The organism is Fictibacillus enclensis (genome assembly GCF_030123385.1).
Classification (GTDB): Bacteria; Bacillota; Bacilli; order Bacillales; family Fictibacillaceae; genus Fictibacillus_C; species Fictibacillus_C enclensis.
In genome coordinates, this window is the sequence record NZ_CP126109.1 from 3,323,639 (window position 1) to 3,341,516 (window position 17,878).

The window sequence follows — 17,878 nt, forward strand, 5'->3', positions numbered from 1 at the left end:
TCTTTTTTTAACGCTCGGCAAGCGGTGTGTATTTCTGCATGGAAGGCCCGGTGTAATCTGCACGCGGACGGATCAGGCGGTTATTCTCATATTGCTCAAGAATGTGAGCAATCCAACCGGATACACGGCTTACTGCAAAAATCGGTGTGAAGATATCATGTGGAATTCCAAGGCTGTGATATACACTTGCTGAATAGAAGTCAACATTTGGAAGAAGGCCTTTTTCTTCTTTCAACAATCCTTCAAGCTTCACAGACATGTTATACCATTTTTCTTCGCCTGTTGTTGTCGTTAACTGCTTGCTCATCTCACGAAGATGCTTGGCGCGCGGGTCACCACTCTTATATACACGGTGTCCGAAGCCCATGATCTTCTGTTTGTTGTCAATTGCGTTTCTTAAATAGCTTTCAACGTTTTCTTCTTCTTTAATTTCGCTGAGCATTTTCATAACCTGCTCGTTGGCACCGCCGTGCAATGGTCCCTTAAGGGCGCTGATTGCAGCAGTAACACCAGAATACATATCAGAAAGCGTGGCAACCGCTACACGTGCTGTAAACGTGGATGCATTCAGTTCATGGTCTGCATGAAGAACAAGCGCTTTATTAAACGCTTCCACTGCCACTTCATCCGGCTCATTGCCAGTCAGCATGTACAGGAAGTTGGCGGCGAAGCCTAGATCCTTGCGCGGAGCAACAGGGTCTTTGCCTTCCCTTATTCTTGCAAACGCTGTAACCACAGTGGAAATCTGCGCTTGAAGTTTTACCGCTTTTTTGTAGTTTCCTTTTGTTGACATATCTTCCGCTTCGTCGTCATACATGCCTAGCATAGAGACAGCTGTACGCAGAATCGCCATCGGATGTACCCCTTTTAGCGGAAGCGATTTCAATTGGTTGATTAAATTTTCAGATACAGTCGCTTGTTCAGCAAGCTCTGCTTTAAACTGTTCAAGTTCTCTTTCGTTAGGAAGTTTGCCATTCCATAATAAATACACTACTTCCTCAAATGTTGCATGGTCTGCGAGATCATCGATGCTGTACCCTCTGTATGTCAGTACATCATCAATGATTGAGCTGACAGATGAGGTGGTAGCTACTACACCTTCTAATCCTCTTGTTGCTGTCATGGTTATCTCTCCCTTTCTAGAATCTCTTTCTCCTTTAATAGAAAAGCACAATACCAAAAAACTCTTATAAGTAAGAGCTTACATTTCTGGCCTATTAAGAAATGTAGACTATTTAAAGGAATTGGTACATATAAGTCAATTATAAACAATAAATAGTACTTTGTGAATGCTTAAGCCCTTTTTCCTTCTTTATGCAGTGAAATATTCGACAATCTTCATGGCGAAATAAGCAATTCCTGCTCCGATAAGCGGACCTACGGCAACGCCGTTCAGGAATGCTACAGCGAGGATAGTGCCGAAAACAAGAGCTGCTGTGATATGCGGATCCTCCTGGAGAAGGATGATTCCTTTAGAAGCAATAAGTGCGACAAATATTCCCGAAAGTAAGGCAATCCAGGCGAAGGAAGACTTCATTGCCTCCTGAAGCTGCTTGAATCCGATATCGCCGGTTGCAATGGGAACAAGAACAGCAATGGTTATGATCGTGACTCCCCAGTTTATTCCCTTTTGTTGAATCAGCGGGAAAACCTTGTCTCCAATCCCGGTGAATTTCAGGACAAGCAATACCGCCAGCGCTACAATCAGCGACTGGTTCTTCGCGATTACTCCTATGATGAGCAAAATAACCAAAAATATAGTGGACTGCATAATATACCTTCTTTCGTAGTAAGCAATGGACAGGAAGTGGTGGAAATGGTGAACAATGATTATCTGCACCGTATATTTCGTTTCTTTCTCATAGTATGTTTATTTGCCCTCGTCTTAGTAGGCTGTTTTTTTCTCTCCAAAGTAACCTATCCTTTTATCCTGGGGGGAATCATCGCCATGGTGATTAATCCGTTTGTTAACTTTTTGGAGGAAAAGGGGAAAATGCCGAGGGCGCTGGCTGTCTTTGCGGCATTGCTGCTCCTGATTGGAGCGGCTGCCGGCATCATCCTGCTGCTCGTCCGTGAAATTTTCACCGGGTTGGCGTACCTGGCCCATGTTCTTCCCGATTACAGCAAGGAACTTGTGCAGTATATAGAGATCTGCTTCAAAACAAAAATTTTGCCCTTTTATAATGATATTAACGCCATGTTCAACAACCTTGAAGACGACCATCAGCAAACGATCATGAAGAATATTGACGCCATCGGTACCCACATTACCACAACGGTTTCCAAGCTCGCACAAGAAGCCGTGAATATCGTCTCCGCCCTGGTCGTCAGCCTTCCCACGTTTGTGACCGTTTTTGTTTTTTCCATACTGGCTGCCTTTTTTATATGCAAGGACTGGTACCGCTTTTCCCGGTATTTGCGAAAAATCTCTTCGGACAAGTGGATGGCGAGCACACGGACCGTCTATCTGGAGCTCAGAAAGGCGTTGTTCGGTTTTGCAAAGGCCCAGTTTACACTGATTTCAATGACAGCCTGTATTGTTCTAATCGGTCTGCTTTTGCTGCGGATTGAATACGCCATTACCATTTCACTTTTGATTGGTGCCGTTGACCTTCTTCCCTACCTCGGAACAGGAGCGGTTTTTATGCCTTGGATTGCGTATACCTTTGTATCAGGCGACTATCCTTTGACCGTGGGGCTTTCCATCCTGTATGGGGTTGTGATCATTCAGCGCCAGCTGGCAGAACCTAAAATTCTGTCCTCCACGATCGGACTCGATCCTCTCGCTACCCTGATTGCCCTCTTTGCCGGATACCAGTGGTTTGGCTTTCTTGGGCTGTTAATTGGACCTGCCTTTCTCGTCATCATCCGCGCCCTCCATCAAGCCCAGTTTTTCCACGAAATCTATGCGTTTATCAAAGGGAAAAGCTGACACGCCCGATCAGAGACGAAAAGCATTGGAGGACTTGACTCGCAATCTCGAGCCGCAAGTTGACCATAATCAGGTTTTTACGGGTGAAATGGGCAAAATGGCAGGTAAATCCCATGTTTTCGCGGGTATTTAGAAAAATCTCTTCTCAGCCATCGGTTTTACTCCCCGTAAAAAGAAGAGAGCGTCCAAAATGGATGCTCTTTTACCGTTTCCAATAGAAATGATATTGCCCGGATTTGATTTTTCGCTGAAAATAGCGCAAAAGCCAGGCTTTTGCCACCGCCCGGGTCGGCGGGATGAGCAGAAGCACACCGATAAGGTCTGAAATAAAGCCTGGCGTGAACAAAAATATACCACCCGCCAGAATACAGATGCCGTCAATAAGCACAAAGCCGGGAACCTGCCCGTTCTGCAGCTGAGTTTGTGCAAGCCTCAAAGCATGCAGCCCTTCTTTTTTGGCCAGCCATGCGCCAAGCAGGCTGGTGAGGACAATGAGGATAAACGTGGGCAGTGGACCGATTTGGTGGCCCACCCATACCAAAATTACAATTTCTGCAGCGGGTACGATCAGCAACAATAAAAATAAAATCCTGAACATAAAGGTGCTCCTTTACCATCACACTTTTTGTTTATAAAAAAAGAGAAGGACAAGAATCCCTCTCTTATTTGCATATCTTATAGTACGTTTTTACGCCCGTCGTAAATGTCGCCTTTGGAAGCGTCCACGGTAATTTCCTGGCCGTCTTTTAAAATTTCTGTGGCATTCTGAAGACCAACGATAACAGGAATTCCAAGGCTGATCCCCACTACCGCAGCGTGGCTTGTTAACCCGCCTTCTTCGGTAATAATAGCAGCTGCTTTTTCAATCGCCGGCATCATTTCACGGTCAGTACCGATGGTTACAAGGATGTCGCCTTCCTGAACTTTGGAAGCTTCAGTGGAGTTTTTTGCCACTACAACTTTCCCGGTAGCGGAATTTTGTCCAATGCCCTGACCTTTGGCAAGTACATCGCCGATTACATGAACCTTAAGAAGGTTGGTTGATCCGGTTTTTCCTACAGGAACACCAGCTGTAATCACCACAATGCTGCCATGAGTAACAAGGTTGCTTTCAATGGAAGAGTCAATAGCAATCTGGAACATTTCATCTGTTGTTTCTGCCTTTTTGCCTTTTACCGGATAGACTCCCCAGACAAGAGCAAGCTTTCTCATCACGTCATCGTGGCTTGTTACCGCAACAAGAGGAGCTTTTGGACGATACTTGGAAATCATTCTTGCAGTATGACCGCGCTCGGTTGCTGTGATGATGGCATCTGCTTCAAGATTAAGAGCAGTAAAGGATACAGATTGAGAAATCGCATCTGTAATCGTTGTTTTGCTCTCTTTGCTTCGCTGTGACAGGATATTGCGGTATTCAAGAGAGGCTTCGGCACGGTTCGCAATCTTGTGCATGGTTTGTACTGCTTCAACCGGATAAGTTCCGGCTGCTGTTTCTCCGGAAAGCATAATGGCATCTGTGCCATCAAAAATCGCGTTGGCCACGTCACTCGCTTCCGCACGTGTTGGACGAGGATTACGCTGCATGGAATCGAGCATCTGCGTTGCCGTAATGACAGGCTTTCCAAGCTCGTTACACTTTTTAATGAGCATTTTTTGCACTAGCGGAACTTCTTCAGCAGGGATTTCCACGCCAAGGTCACCGCGGGCAACCATCAAACCGTCAGATACAGCAAGAATTTCGTCGATGTTTTCGACACCTTCCTGGTTCTCGATCTTTGGAATGATCTGAATGCTTGGGGCGTTGTGCTTTTCAAGAATCTCGCGGATCTCTAGCACATCCGTGGCACGACGTACAAAGGAGGCAGCAATAAAGTCAATTCCCTGTTCTATACCGAACTCGATATCCTTCGCATCTTTTTCCGTAATACCTGGCAGCTTAACGCTGACATTTGGGACGTTAACCCCTTTTTTATTTTTTAGCGTTCCGCTGTTAAGTATTTTTGTTGTGATTTCTTTGGCTCCGATTTTTGTAACTTCCAGCTCAATCAAGCCATCATCCAAAAGAATTTTGGAACCTACATGAACATCGTCCACAAGGCCAGGATATGTTACTGAGATTTTTTTATTCGTACCCATGACTTCTTCCATGGAAATGACAAGCTCTTCTCCTGCTTGAAGCTCTGCCACTCCGCCTTCCAATGTCTGTGTACGAATTTCAGGCCCCTTTGTATCCAAAAGAATGGCAACTGTTTTTCCCAGCTTACCAGCTGCTTCCCTGATATTAATAATACGTGCTCCGTGCTCTTCAAAATCTCCGTGAGAGAAATTAAGTCGAGCCACATTCATACCTGCATCGATCAGTTGAGTCAGTTTCTCAACGCTCTCGCTTGCAGGTCCGATAGTACAGACTATTTTTGTTTTACGCATGGTCTTCCTCCTGTGTTTTGCACTTGTTCATGCAATGTAAAATTAGATTGATAGTTCCTGAGACAGACGGTACATTCCTTGATCCAGATGGTGTTTGCTTGCCAGCACTTCCGTGATGTCATGATCCACCAGGGCGTTTTTCTGCACACCAACGGTACGCCCGGCTTTGCCTTCAAGCAGGAGCTCTACGGCTCTGGCGCCCAGACGGCTTGCAAGTACACGGTCAAATGCGGTTGGTGATCCGCCGCGCTGGATATGTCCCAGCACCGTAACCCGTGTTTCCAAGTTCGTTTTTTCTTCGATCTGTTTTCCGATTTCCACACCGCTGCAGACGCCTTCAGCCACAATGATAATACTGTGTTTCTTACCGCGGTCAATGCCCAGCTGCAGACGGTTGATAATGTGATCAATTTCATGCTGTTCTTCAGGTATAAGAATGGATTCTGCACCGTCAGCAAGACCTGCCCATAAGGCCAGATCCCCTGCATCGCGCCCCATAACTTCAATGACATAGGTTCTGTCATGGGAAGTTGCAGTATCTCGAATTTTATCGATCGCTTCAATTATAGTATTTAATGCTGTATCAAATCCAATCGTAAAATCGGTTCCGGGAATATCATTGTCAATGGTTCCTGGCAAACCAATCGTTGGAAACCCGGCTTCGGAGAGTTTTTTCGCTCCTTGAAAAGAACCGTCTCCTCCAATGACAACCAAACCTTCGATGCCAAATTTCTTCAGCTGCTCAATACCTTTAGCCTGTCCTTCAGACGTTTTGAATTCTTCGCATCTTGCTGTACGAAGCATGGTGCCGCCTCTGTGAATAATATCTCCCACAGAGCCCACTTCCAATTTAGTAATATTACCCGCAATCAAGCCAGCGTAACCATTATAGATGCCATAAACCTCAAGATCATGAAAAATCCCCTTACGAACTACAGCACGAATGGCAGCGTTCATACCTGGTGAATCTCCTCCACTCGTAAGAACCCCAATTCGCTTCATTTAGCTTCCACCTCTCATGTATTCTCATCTTATTAAAATATCATGTTCAAAACTTCAACACAATAGACAACAAACGACAAAAAATGTGCTTTCTCGTCACAGAGAAAGCACATTCCTTATTTTACAGCAATGGAATCGTTTACAAACGTAAATTCTCCCATATTTTTATACTTTTCATAGCGCTGTTCCACCAGCTCTTCTTCTGACAAATTCATCAGTTCTTCAAGCGATGACTGAATAACCGCTTCGATTCGCTTCGCCTGTTCTGCCGGATCATGATGTGCTCCGCCTTTAACTTCGGGGATCATTTCATCGATAATTCCGAGTTCCTTCAGATCCGGAGCTGTAATTTTCATCGACTCTGCCGCAAGTTTGGCCTTTGTGGAATCCTTCCAAAGAATAGAAGCCGCACCTTCAGGTGAAATAACAGAGTACCAGGAATTTTCCAGCATGTGAACATGGTTGCCTACTCCGATGCCAAGGGCTCCGCCGCTTGCACCTTCACCGATAACGATACAAATAATGGGTACATGAAGACCCGCCATTTCCACCAGGTTTCTGGCAATGGCTTCACTCTGTCCTCTTTCTTCAGCTGACTTCCCGGGAAATGCTCCTTTTGTATCCATCAGGCAAATAACCGGGCGTGAGAACTTCTCTGCCTGCTTCATCAAACGAAGGGCTTTGCGGTATCCTTCCGGATGCGGCATGCCGAAGTTGCGTCTGATGTTTTCTTTTGTGTCACGACCGCGCTGCTGTCCAATCACAGTAACGGGCTGGTCATGGAACATGCCAATTCCCCCGACAATCGCCTCATCTTCTCCGTAGAGGCGGTCGCCATGCAATTCAATGAAATCTTTAAAAAGATAAGAGATGTAATCAAGGGTTGTCGGACGCTCAGGATGGCGGGCAACTTGAACACGGTCCCATGCGCTCATATTTTCATACGTATCGTTTTGAAGAGCGCTCAGCCTTTCTTCAAGTGAAGTGATTTCATCGGTTAGGTCAATTCCCTTTTCATCCATAAACGATTTAAGTTCTGCGATCTTCTTTTTCAGTTCTGTAATCGGACGTTCGAACTCCAACTCTCCAACCATGTCTATACCCTCCTTCCTGAGTGGATTTTCAATACATTTGTCAGTGTTTCTTTCATTTCATGTCTTGGTATAACCTTATCAAGCTGACCGTGCTTCAGCAAAAATTCTGCCGTCTGGAAATCTTCCGGCAGGTCTTCGCGGATTGTCTGCTCGATGACCCGGCGGCCGGCAAAGCCAATCAACGCTTTAGGCTCTGCAAAATTATAATCTCCAACAGAAGCGAAGCTTGCAGATACCCCGCCCGTTGTCGGATGGGTCATGACAGAAATAAACAGCAGCCCGCGGTCACTGTGCCTTTTAAGTGCAACACTCGTCTTGGCCATCTGCATCAAGCTCAGGATTCCTTCCTGCATCCTTGCACCACCGGAAGCGGTGAAGATGATAAACGGAAGCTCTTTCTCTATAGCCTGCTCAATAGCTCTTGTGATCTTTTCTCCAACCACAGAGCCCATGCTGCCCATTCTGAAACGCGAATCCATGACGGCAATAACAACTGGATTTTCATTAATGGTCGCGTCTCCAGTGACAACCGCTTCATTGATTTTTGTTTTCATTCTGTCACTTTCTAATTTTTCCAGATATCCTGGAAACTCCAGCGGATTCTCCGATATCATGTTCCGGTCGTATTCTGTGAAACTGCCTTCATCCACAAGACTTCCAATTCGTTCGAAGGAAGACATCGGATAATGATAATGACAGGATTGGCATACAAGCAAGTTTTTCTTTAACTCTTTTGTATACATGATGTGTTTGCATTCGGGACACTTGGTCATCAGTCCCTCAGGCACATCCTGTTTCATTTTTTCGGTAGGAATCGTGGCATATTTCTTCTTCTTGGCGAAAAAATCCTTTAACAAAATAACACCACCCATACTGTGTAAACTTAATCTCACATCGTCTGTGACATTAGCTGAATTACATTCTTGCTGTCCCCGTTCTTTAAGTGCTCCAATAGTTGCGAGCAATCCCCTGAATGAAGAAGAAATGAATGTTGATGAACTGACAGTCCGTAGTCTGATAACTCAACCCACAGCCTGTACAGCAAATGATTATTGCATAATTTGATGACAGATTCCTGGAACAAGAGAATCAGCTGCCGCAGATCTCTCTCATGCTCCGTGCGTTCGATCTCCCGGATGAGGCCATTCAGGTACTCAATATCCTCTGGACGAACTCTCTGTACAGCTAATTCTATACAATCTCTGATAATAATAGACTTGGTTTCCAGAAGATCCTGCCTGGCCTTTTGATCGTGCAAAATAAAAGAAGCAAGAACCTCCACAAGCCGGTGGCCCGTGGCAGGCTTTATAAACGTCCCTTCACCTCTGCGGGTTTCAATAAGCCCCAGAAGCTCAAGTGAACGCAACGCCTCTCTTACAGAGGAGCGCCCAACATGCAGGCGGTCTGTAAGCTCTCGCTCCGACGGAAGTTTATCACCGGCTTGCAGATCGTCTTCTTCAATAATGGATTTAATCTTTTTTATGATCTCAACATAGACCTTTTCAGATGTGCCTGACAACTGTCCAGCCTCCCTCGAGAATCGCTTATTCCTTACCAATCAATGAAAGCTGCATGGTTTTTTCAGCGATTTTTTCGGGATCCGCTTTGATTCTGGCAACACCAGTTTCCATAGCCGCTTTTGCCACTGCTGCGGCAACTGCTGGTGCTACACGTGGATCAAATGGTGCCGGAATAACATAATCAGGATTCAGTTCTGATTCTGCCACAAGGTTCGCAATGGCATGCACCGCAGCGATCTTCATCTCTTCATTGATGTGGGTTGCCCGGACATCAAGAGCACCTCGGAAAATCCCCGGAAAAGCAAGTACGTTATTTACCTGGTTTGGAAAATCGGAACGGCCTGTCCCAATAACCATAGCTCCTGCTTCTCTCGCATTTCGAGGCATAATTTCAGGCGTAGGATTCGCCATGGCGAAGATGATCGGGTTTTCATTCATGGAGCGAACCATTTCCTCCGTTAATGCCCCTTCAACTGACACGCCGATGAACAAATCGGTGCCGGCGATTACTTCCTGAAGGGTTCCTTCCTTTTTGGAGCGGTTGGTAAATTTAGCAACCTCGCTTTTTACGCTGTTCATGCCAAACGGACGACCTTCATAAATCGCACCCTTAGTATCGCACATTACAATGTCTTTTACACCAAAGCGGTCCAAAAGCTTAATGATTGCGATTCCGGCAGCACCTGCCCCATTCACTACAACCTTGATCTCAGACATCTGACGGTTTGAGAGCTTCAAAGCATTAACAAGGCCTGCAAGTGTAACGATTGCCGTGCCGTGCTGGTCATCATGAAAAATAGGGATATTCGTCTCTTTTTTCAATCGTTCTTCTATCAAAAAGCAATTTGGAGCCGCAATGTCTTCCAGGTTAACTCCGCCAAAGGTAGGCTCGAGCAGCTTAACCGTTTCAACAATTTTATCGATATCCGTTGTATTCAGGCAGATCGGGAACGCATCCACACCGGCAAAGCTCTTAAAAAGAACAGCTTTTCCTTCCATAACAGGCATGGCCGCTTCCGGTCCGATGTTGCCCAGTCCAAGAACAGCCGTACCGTCGGAAACTACAGCAACAGTATTGCCCTTCATGGTATATTCGTAGACCTTGGATTTGTCATCATAGATATCTTTGCATGGTTCTGCGACTCCCGGAGAATACGCAAGGCTTAAATCCTTTGCATTTCTTACCGGAACTTTAGGAGTTGATTCCAGTTTCCCTTTGTTTACTCTGTGCATGTGCAGTGCTTCTTCTCGTAATATAGACATCCGTTCATCTCCTAATTTTAATGAATTAAGTTAGCATAAAAAGAATTGGTGAAGCAATGTCTGTTTCAAAGCGGTGCAAATATCCAGTATATTTTATCAGCCTTTTTTGGTGGTCTGACCACCATTGACCTATTTATTATAACAGATGAAGGCAAGCTGTAAAGACATTACCTTCCTTTTAACACCACGTTTTCTGCACCAATCAGCCCCCTGATTTCTGACAAAAATTCATGGGTTGGAGCGACTGACTGTGCCAGCTTCATGCTTTTTCGATCCTGTTCATAATACAGAATCACCCGGGCTTCTCCCCGGCTCGTATTCAGCTTTGCTTTTAATTGGCTCAGCACGGCCGGAGAAAGGTTCTTTTGAAGTTTGAGATACAAAATTTGTTCCCCGGAAGGCTGTTTTCTTTCACTGACGTCCGAAAGGAGGCCGGCTTTATTAATCAAAACCTGCCTTGACCCGCTCTTTTCCTCCATGGTTCCCTCAATCAAGAGGAAAGCTCCTTTTTGAAAAAGGTCATGATAGGTTTTATAGGCATTCGGGAAAGCCACAAATTCCATTTCTCCCGATTCATCACTTCCCGAAATAAAAGCCATCAGGTCTCCCTTTTTTGTTTTAATCGCTCTTACCTTCGTGATCATGACGCCAAGGCGCACATTGGACTTCGCCGGGGTGTTTGACGCTTCACTGATGGAAAGGAGCCCATACTGTTCCATTATGCGCTGAAACTTTTTCAGCGGATGGCCGCTAAGGTAAAAGCCAAGGGCTTCATGCTCGAACTTCAGACGTTCCGCCTCCTTGAACGGAGGCACTTCTACATAGCCGGGCTTCTCTATGCTGTCGTGTTCCCCAAACAGCTGTATCTGATTTTCTTCCCGGTACGCCTGAATTTTTTCTCCATACTCGATGGCCCGGTCCAGAGTAGCCAGAAGACAAGCCCTATCCTGTCCAAAATCATCGAATGCTCCGGCAAAAATCAGGGATTCAAGTGTCCGCTTATTCACCAGCCTGGCGGGCGAATAAGCACAAACATCGAACAAATCAGTGAACGGATGCTTGCTCCTTGCTTCAATCAAGTGCTTGATTGCTTGATAACCTGCATTTTTTATGCACAACAGACCAAATCTAACACAATCTCCTTCCACAGTAAAATGGAGAAAGCTGTGTCGGATCGAGGGCGGAAGCACCTGTATCTTCTTTTCTGTACATTCTTTCCGGTACTGTTCAATTTTTTCAGGATTTCCCGTTACACTGGACAACAAAGCCGCCATGAAGTAAAGCGGATAATTGGCTTTCAAATAGGCCAGCTGATACGCGATAACACTGTATGCGACCGCATGGCTTTTGTTAAATCCATAATCGGCAAACCGGACGATGAGATCATAAAGGCCGTTCGCCGTCTCCTGGTCATGCCCATGATCAAGACAGCCTTTAACAAAATGCTCTCTTTCCCGATCAAGCACATCCCGCTTCTTTTTACTTACGGCCCGCCGCAGCAGGTCGGCTTCACCCAAAGAAAAGCCTGCCATTTTTGAGGCGATTTTCATGATCTGTTCCTGATACACGATAACGCCATAGGTTGGTTTTAGAATGGGTTCAAGATCCGGATGCCGGTATTGTACCTTTCGCGTCCCATGCTTCCCCTCAATATAATCCGGAATATTCTGCATTGGGCCCGGCCGGTAAAGCGCGTTCACGGCGACAATATCTTCAAATTCCGTTGGCTTCAGCTGCTGCAGGACTCTTCGCATTCCGTCAGATTCCAGCTGGAAAATCCCTGTTGTATCGCCTTTGCCCAGCATTTCAAAGGTTGCCTTATCATCAAACGGAATGCTGCCCAGATGGACGGTCGTTCCTGTACCCTTTTCAACGAGCGTGCAGATTTGCTCCAGCAACGTTAAATTTCGCAAGCCGAGAAAATCCATTTTAAGCAATCCGATCTCCTCAAGCCATTCCATGCTGTACTGTGTAAGAGATATGCCTTCATGCCCGGTTTGCAGGGGAGTATAATGCGTAAGTGGCCGACCGCTTATGATAACCCCGGCTGCATGTGTGGAAGCGTGGCGCGGCAAGCCTTCAAGCGTAGCAGCCACGTCCATCAGTTTTTTCACAGTCGGATTTTCATTCATCAGCTTTTGAAGCCCAAACGACTCTTCTGTTGCCCGTGCCAGTGTCATACCCGGGCGTGAGGGGATTTGTTTGGAAACCGAGTCCACCAGATTCCCCGGGAGGTTAAGCACCCGGGCCGTATCACGGATTGCCGCTTTGGCCGCGAGGGTTCCAAACGTGATGATTTGAGCGACCCGTTCTTCTCCGTATTTCTCTTTCACATATTGAAGCACTTCATCTCTTCGAACATCCGGAAAATCAATATCGATATCCGGCATGGTTACACGTTCCGGATTAAGAAACCGTTCAAATAGCAGATCATGCTCAATAGGGTCCACTTCGGTAATATAGAGCACATAAGCGACAAGCGAGCCTGCCGCCGACCCTCGTCCGGGTCCTGTGATCATGCCGGAACGATGTGCAAATCTCATAAAATCCCAGACAATTAAAAAATAATCATCAAATTTCATTTTCCGGATAATGTCGAGCTCATAGTCCAGCCGTTCAAGAACTCTGGCATCCGGTTCCCCATATCGGGCAGCCGCGCCTTTCAGGCAAATCGTCTTCAGGTAGTCGGTGGATGCTGTTCCTTCGGGCAGCGGATATTTAGGAATCAACTGCTGATTGAATACAAGATCGACATTGCACTCAGACGCAATTTTTTCTGAGGCAGCCAAAGCATCTGGAAGGTGGCTGAACCGGGTTTCCATCTCATCGGGTGACAGCAGGTAAAACTCATCGGTCGGCAGCATTTCCCTATCCGAATCCCCAAGCTTATGACCGTTTTTAATACAGAGCAGCACCTCCTGCGATTCCGCTTCTTCCGGTTTCACATAATAGATTTCATGTGCAGCGGTAAGTGGAATGTTTTCCTCTTTGGAGAGCTGCTCCATCTCAAAATTGATATTTTTTTCTTTCCCGGTTCCATGGTCTTCCACCCCGAGGTAAACGTGTGGACCAAACCAGCTTTGATAAAGCCGGCAAACTTCCCTCGCTCTCTCCTTTTCTCCCTGGAGAATCAGCTGCTGCACTTCTCCTTCCGTTCCGGAAGAGATGAGGAGCAGCCCCTCTTTATTTGCGCTCAACACATCTTTTTGCAGACTTGGAAAAGAAGCCGGGTCTTTCATCAGCTTTGTGCTGATTTTCAAAAGATTCATATAGCCTTCTTCATTTCGTGCATAAAGAAGCAGCTTGCCGGTTTCCGGTCTTTTTCTTGTATCGAACACCGGGTTTAAAAGAATGGTGACCTCAAGGCCAACGATCGGCTTAATGCCCTGCTTTTTACAGGCTTTATAAAAGGGGATCACCCCGTACATATTCAGCTTGTCCGTAATCGCCAGCGCTTTGTACCCGAGCTCTTTTGCGCGGTTCACCAGGGAATTCAGGCGACTGGAACTTTCAAGCAGACTGTATTCTGTATGTATATGCAACGGAACAAATGTCATTGCATCACTTCCTTATCGCTCATTTGTCTTCTATTATAGTACATCCGTGCCTCCTTTAGAAAATAAGCATATTCGGCAGAGCGTGTCCATAATAATAATAAAAAAGGAGGAGTGACGTGTGAGAGAGTTTCTTTCAAGTATTATCATTACCTTTTTTATCGCTTTCGGCGTCATTCTCGGTGGCGCCATTATCGGCGGCCTCGCCGCCTTCCTGGTCGGGAAAGCCCCTCTCATGGAGACAGTGGATCTTGCAAAAAAACTGAAAATCTGGGCCATCGTGGCTGCAATGGGAGGTACGTTTGACACCATTACGAATTTTGAACGAAGCTTTTTAAATGGTGCAACCTACGAAATCATTAAACAGCTGATTATCATCTTTATCGCCATGGCCGGAGCCAATACCGCCATGCTTCTTTTGCAATGGCTGACACAGGAGAATCTGAACTGAGATGAGAATCCCCCCTTTTTTTAACCGAAAAGGATATCAGCGCTTTTTTGCCGGGATGATGCTTGGAATTATACTGGGATGGGTCTTCTTTTTAATACAGTATGGGTTGACGGTAGAACATTATGTCAGCACCATCAAGAATCAAGCGTCCCATATCGCTGACCTTAAAGAACAAATCGCCCAATGGAAAGATACCTATGAAAAAAGCAATGAGGAAAACGAAAAGCAATTAAGGGTTCAGAAAATAAAAGTATACGTAACGAACAATGATACACTCAGACTGCCGCAGCTCAAAGTCTACGAAATATCAGAATCCGTACAGGATCAGCTGGAAAACCTCCTCGGTGAAGATATTGAATCCGTCGATAAAACCCGTATGCTCCTTTACAAGGCTATTGAAAACAAAGGGTATGAAGTCGACGGCGAAAGCTACAAAGTCATTGTTACTTATCTTTTTTTGTTCACGACACTCGAGGTTCACGTAAAAATCATTCCCGAAGGATAATCTGCTCATCCCAAAAATAATTCGTATTTCCTGTTTTTTGACAATTCAAATAATCTGTTGGCTTTTTGATACCGGATTGTTTACAATAAAAGAAAGCAAGAAAGAATAGGGGGTATTTCGCTTGATTATTAACCGTAAAGAAATCGCTCGTGAACAAGTCAAAAAAATCCAGAATGGCTTTTCTGCTTTTGCAGAAACAAAAGAAGTGGCAGAACTCATCAAAAAAGAACTGATGAAGCTGAATATTCCTGTTCACGAAGACACAACAGACCTTGGCTCCTGGTTTATTCCCGAGAAATCCTAATGGGTTTAAATGCGTGCATAGCAAACAAAAAACAGCCGTTGAACTGCTGACCTGTTACCAGGGGCAGTTGCATCGAGCTGTTTTTTCTTTATGTCATCCTGCTGGTTTAGCGGCCCGTTACAAACTCTTTGCACAGTTCTACCAAATCGGAAACAACTTGTTTTGTTTCTTCTTCACTGTAAACCGTTGCTCCTGAAGCCATCGGGTGGCCGCCACCGTTGTATTTCATTGCCAATTGATTGATCACCGGACCTTTTGAGCGAAGGCGGACACGAATCTGATTGGGTTCATCCACAAAAAACACCCACGCCACAATTCCCTCCACATTGGCAAACGCGTTCACGAGCTGGGAGGCTTCACTCACACTTACGCCGTACTCTTCGAGCGTCTCCTTCGGCAGATGAATGTAACCGGCGATGCCGTCAATCACAGTAAAATTTTGAAGAACATAGCCATTCAATCTCGCCGTACTTTCTTTCACTTTATACAGATTTTCAAAGATTTCGCCTGTTGAAATTCCTTTCCTCACAAGCTCTCCTGCGGCATAATAAGTTCTGTCTGTAGTATTCCGGTATAAAAATCGTCCGGTATCACTTACTATACCCGCAAACAACAACCGGGCAGCCTCTTTGTTCAGAATCAGACCATTCTCTTTTTCATGCTCGAACCACTCGAAAATCATCTGACTGACAGAACTGGCACTTGTATCCACCCAGACAAGGTCACCATATGGCTCTTCATTGGGATGATGATCAATTTTAATCAGTTTGTCGCCGAGCGAGTATCGCTGATCACTGATTCGCGGGGAATTTGCCGTATCACATACAATCACAAGCGCACCGTTATAGGTATCATCTGTAATCTGATCCATTTGCACCAAAAACGTTAATGCTGGATCTTCTTCCCCCACCAGGTAAATCTCTTTTTCTGGAAAACTGGCTTTTAAAATGGCTCCAAGGCCACCCTGGGAACCAAGCGCATCAGGGTCCGGACGGATATGGCGGTGGATGACGATTTTATTGTAGCTTTTGATCGTTTCAAGAATAGCGTCTTTCATTGAATTCTCTCCCCTTTTCTTTGACTAACCATATGGCAATTCTTCTCATCAACCATTACAATGGAGATGGACAACGAACTTGGAGGTTAGAAGACATATGCCGTTATTTGTTATCCTGATTGTAGTTTCTCTTTCATTTTACATTTTTTATAAAGTAAAAGAAGTCCGTTCCAGAGCAGTTTATGAAAAAAACTGGATTGGTACCAAAGCCAAAATGGCACTTGGTATCTTCTTACTTTCATTCGGTTTGAACGAGTTCACCATGGTCGAAGATAAAATCCAGCTTTGGATTGCTATCATTTTTTCTGTTTACGGCTTGTTTTTATTGGTTACGGGCTATAAAATGTACAAGCATTTTCTGCCTTTGGCCATAGAAGAAGCACAAAACGCACAGTCTTAATATAAAAAGCGGCTCAGCGGATGATGATCCTGAGCCGTTTTTTCGTTAGGAGCGATGTCCGATCAACTGGGCAAGCAAAAGGGCTTTACCCACGACTGCACCCTCATGATACAATTCCACATCCACTTTTCCGAACTTCCGGCTGACTTCGAGTACGCGCGGGACGATTTCGATCGTACTTTCCATCTGCACAGGTTTGATAAAATAAAACGTCAGGTTCTCAACCACGATGTCCCCTTTTTTAATCTTTCTTAGGGCGCGGCTGGCTCCTTCAATAACAAGGGTTGTCATGACGCCGTATGAAACGGTCCCGAGGTAGTTGGTCATTTGCGGGGTAACCCCGAACTTGTACCTTGGAGCTTGTCCGTCTTTGACTTCCGTAATGGAGGCGGTAATCAAATCGTCAAAGGTTTCCCCGACCTGAGGCTGTTTCTGGATCATTTGCATGGATTTCAATACGTCCTGCCGCGTCAGAATCCCGAGCAGCTTCTGTGCGTTGTTCACCACTGGCAGAAGCTCAATGCCCTCCCAAATCATAATATGAGCGCAGGAAGCAACAGACGTTTTATGGGTGACCGTAATGGGTGAGCGGGTCATGACCTTATCGATCATTAAAGACCGCTCCATACCAATGATGTCTTTTGACGTTACGATGCCAACCACTTTCATCTGGCTGTCAATGACCGGATAACGGCTATGCTGTGTTTTCTGATTGAGTTCGTACCATTTTTCCACGTTATCTGACGTGGTGAGCAGGTGGGTCTTTTCTGCCGGTATCAGTATATCCGAAGCGAGTACGATTTCCTTTTTGATAAGCTGGTCATAAATCGCCCTGTTGATCATGGTCGCCACGGTGAAGGAGTCATAGCTCGAAGAAATAACAGGAAGTTTCAGGGAATCCGCCAGCCGTTTCACTTCATCTGTTGTATCAAACCCTCCAGTTATGAGTACAGCTGCCCCGGAGTTCAGTCCCAATTCATGGGCGTTTTCACGGTTACCGACAATCAGGAGGCTTCCCGGATCCACGTATCTCATCATGGCATCCAGCTTCATCGCGCCGATGACAAATTTGTTTAGTGTTTTATGTAATCCCTCTCTGCCGCCGAGCACCTGGCCGTCCACAATGTTAACCACCTCGGCAAAGGTCAGTTTTTCAATATTTTCCTTCAATTTCCGCTCAATACGGATGGTTCCAACACGTTCAATTGTGCTGACCACACCTTGATTCTCAGCTTCTTTAATGGCTCTGTAGGCAGTGCCCTCACTTACGGAAAGCGCTTTGGCGATCTGCCGTACAGAAATTTTGGAGCCGATTTCAAGGGATTCGATGTATTCAATAATTTGTTCATGTTTGGTAGCCACGTTATCC

The 17,878-nt window shown here is 45.6% G+C and carries 17 protein-coding genes; 5 read left to right on the plus strand and 12 right to left on the minus strand.

Translation table 11 applies throughout. The features are described from left to right. Positions 1 to 7: 7 nt before the first annotated feature. The gene (gene citZ / locus QNH15_RS17455; protein ID WP_283889491.1) at positions 8 to 1,123 is read right to left on the minus strand and encodes a citrate synthase; all 1,116 of its coding nucleotides are present in this window, start codon (positions 1,121 to 1,123) and stop codon (positions 8 to 10) included. A gap of 189 nt (positions 1,124 to 1,312) precedes the next feature. Continuing rightward, complete coding sequence (locus QNH15_RS17460) at positions 1,313 to 1,771, minus strand: DUF441 domain-containing protein (protein WP_061972513.1); 459 nt, start codon at positions 1,769 to 1,771, stop codon at positions 1,313 to 1,315. A 48-nt stretch (positions 1,772 to 1,819) separates the two neighbouring features. On the opposite strand from QNH15_RS17460, the gene ytvI reads away from it, so the two are divergent. Beyond that, positions 1,820 to 2,932, plus strand: coding sequence for a sporulation integral membrane protein YtvI (ytvI, locus tag QNH15_RS17465; RefSeq protein WP_283895625.1), 1,113 nt, complete (start codon positions 1,820 to 1,822; stop codon positions 2,930 to 2,932). 202 nt (positions 2,933 to 3,134) lie between these two features. On the opposite strand, the gene QNH15_RS17470 is transcribed toward ytvI, so the two are convergent. From QNH15_RS17470 to QNH15_RS17505, 8 genes are all read right to left on the minus strand, one after another. Beyond that, positions 3,135 to 3,530 (minus strand): FxsA family protein, encoded by a 396-nt coding sequence (locus tag QNH15_RS17470; RefSeq protein WP_283889492.1) that lies wholly within the window; start codon positions 3,528 to 3,530, stop codon positions 3,135 to 3,137. Between the two features lie 77 nt (positions 3,531 to 3,607). Next, positions 3,608 to 5,359: a pyruvate kinase gene (pyk, locus tag QNH15_RS17475; protein WP_283889493.1), complete on the minus strand. Its 1,752-nt coding sequence runs from the start codon at positions 5,357 to 5,359 to the stop codon at positions 3,608 to 3,610. A 42-nt stretch (positions 5,360 to 5,401) separates the two neighbouring features. Beyond that, positions 5,402 to 6,361: a 6-phosphofructokinase gene (gene pfkA, locus QNH15_RS17480; protein ID WP_061972510.1), complete on the minus strand. Its 960-nt coding sequence runs from the start codon at positions 6,359 to 6,361 to the stop codon at positions 5,402 to 5,404. Positions 6,362 to 6,477: 116 nt separating this feature from the next. Beyond that, complete coding sequence (locus tag QNH15_RS17485; RefSeq protein ID WP_283889494.1) at positions 6,478 to 7,455, minus strand: acetyl-CoA carboxylase carboxyltransferase subunit alpha; 978 nt, start codon at positions 7,453 to 7,455, stop codon at positions 6,478 to 6,480. Between the two features lie 2 nt (positions 7,456 to 7,457). Further along, positions 7,458 to 8,312, minus strand: a complete 855-nt coding sequence (accD, locus tag QNH15_RS17490; protein WP_283889495.1) for an acetyl-CoA carboxylase, carboxyltransferase subunit beta — start codon at positions 8,310 to 8,312, stop codon at positions 7,458 to 7,460. A 32-nt stretch (positions 8,313 to 8,344) separates the two neighbouring features. Then, positions 8,345 to 8,974: a FadR/GntR family transcriptional regulator gene (locus QNH15_RS17495; protein ID WP_283889496.1), complete on the minus strand. Its 630-nt coding sequence runs from the start codon at positions 8,972 to 8,974 to the stop codon at positions 8,345 to 8,347. 25 nt (positions 8,975 to 8,999) lie between these two features. Next, positions 9,000 to 10,238: an NADP-dependent malic enzyme gene (ystJ, locus tag QNH15_RS17500; RefSeq protein WP_061972506.1), complete on the minus strand. Its 1,239-nt coding sequence runs from the start codon at positions 10,236 to 10,238 to the stop codon at positions 9,000 to 9,002. Between the two features lie 167 nt (positions 10,239 to 10,405). After that, positions 10,406 to 13,795, minus strand: a complete 3,390-nt coding sequence (locus QNH15_RS17505) for a DNA polymerase III subunit alpha (RefSeq protein ID WP_283889497.1) — start codon at positions 13,793 to 13,795, stop codon at positions 10,406 to 10,408. A 118-nt stretch (positions 13,796 to 13,913) separates the two neighbouring features. Here QNH15_RS17505 and QNH15_RS17510 point away from each other — a divergent pair, with 118 nt between their 5' ends. The 3 genes from QNH15_RS17510 to QNH15_RS17520 all read left to right on the plus strand — a co-directional run bounded on the left by QNH15_RS17510 (position 13,914) and on the right by QNH15_RS17520 (position 15,052). Then, the gene (locus QNH15_RS17510; RefSeq protein WP_061972504.1) at positions 13,914 to 14,243 is read left to right on the plus strand and encodes a YtrH family sporulation protein; all 330 of its coding nucleotides are present in this window, start codon (positions 13,914 to 13,916) and stop codon (positions 14,241 to 14,243) included. A 1-nt stretch (position 14,244) separates the two neighbouring features. Further along, entirely contained in the window at positions 14,245 to 14,748 is a 504-nt protein-coding gene (ytrI, locus tag QNH15_RS17515) for a sporulation membrane protein YtrI (RefSeq protein WP_283889498.1), read from the plus strand. 121 nt (positions 14,749 to 14,869) lie between these two features. Then, the gene (locus QNH15_RS17520) at positions 14,870 to 15,052 is read left to right on the plus strand and encodes a YtzJ family protein (protein ID WP_061972502.1); all 183 of its coding nucleotides are present in this window, start codon (positions 14,870 to 14,872) and stop codon (positions 15,050 to 15,052) included. Between the two features lie 106 nt (positions 15,053 to 15,158). On the opposite strand, the gene QNH15_RS17525 is transcribed toward QNH15_RS17520, so the two are convergent. Further along, complete coding sequence (locus tag QNH15_RS17525) at positions 15,159 to 16,109, minus strand: DHH family phosphoesterase (protein WP_283889499.1); 951 nt, start codon at positions 16,107 to 16,109, stop codon at positions 15,159 to 15,161. Positions 16,110 to 16,206: 97 nt separating this feature from the next. Here QNH15_RS17525 and QNH15_RS17530 point away from each other — a divergent pair, with 97 nt between their 5' ends. Then, positions 16,207 to 16,509, plus strand: a complete 303-nt coding sequence (locus QNH15_RS17530; protein ID WP_129480266.1) for a YtpI family protein — start codon at positions 16,207 to 16,209, stop codon at positions 16,507 to 16,509. A gap of 45 nt (positions 16,510 to 16,554) precedes the next feature. On the opposite strand, the gene QNH15_RS17535 is transcribed toward QNH15_RS17530, so the two are convergent. Further along, positions 16,555 to 17,871, minus strand: a complete 1,317-nt coding sequence (locus QNH15_RS17535; RefSeq protein WP_061972499.1) for a DRTGG domain-containing protein — start codon at positions 17,869 to 17,871, stop codon at positions 16,555 to 16,557. Positions 17,872 to 17,878: the final 7 nt, after the last annotated feature.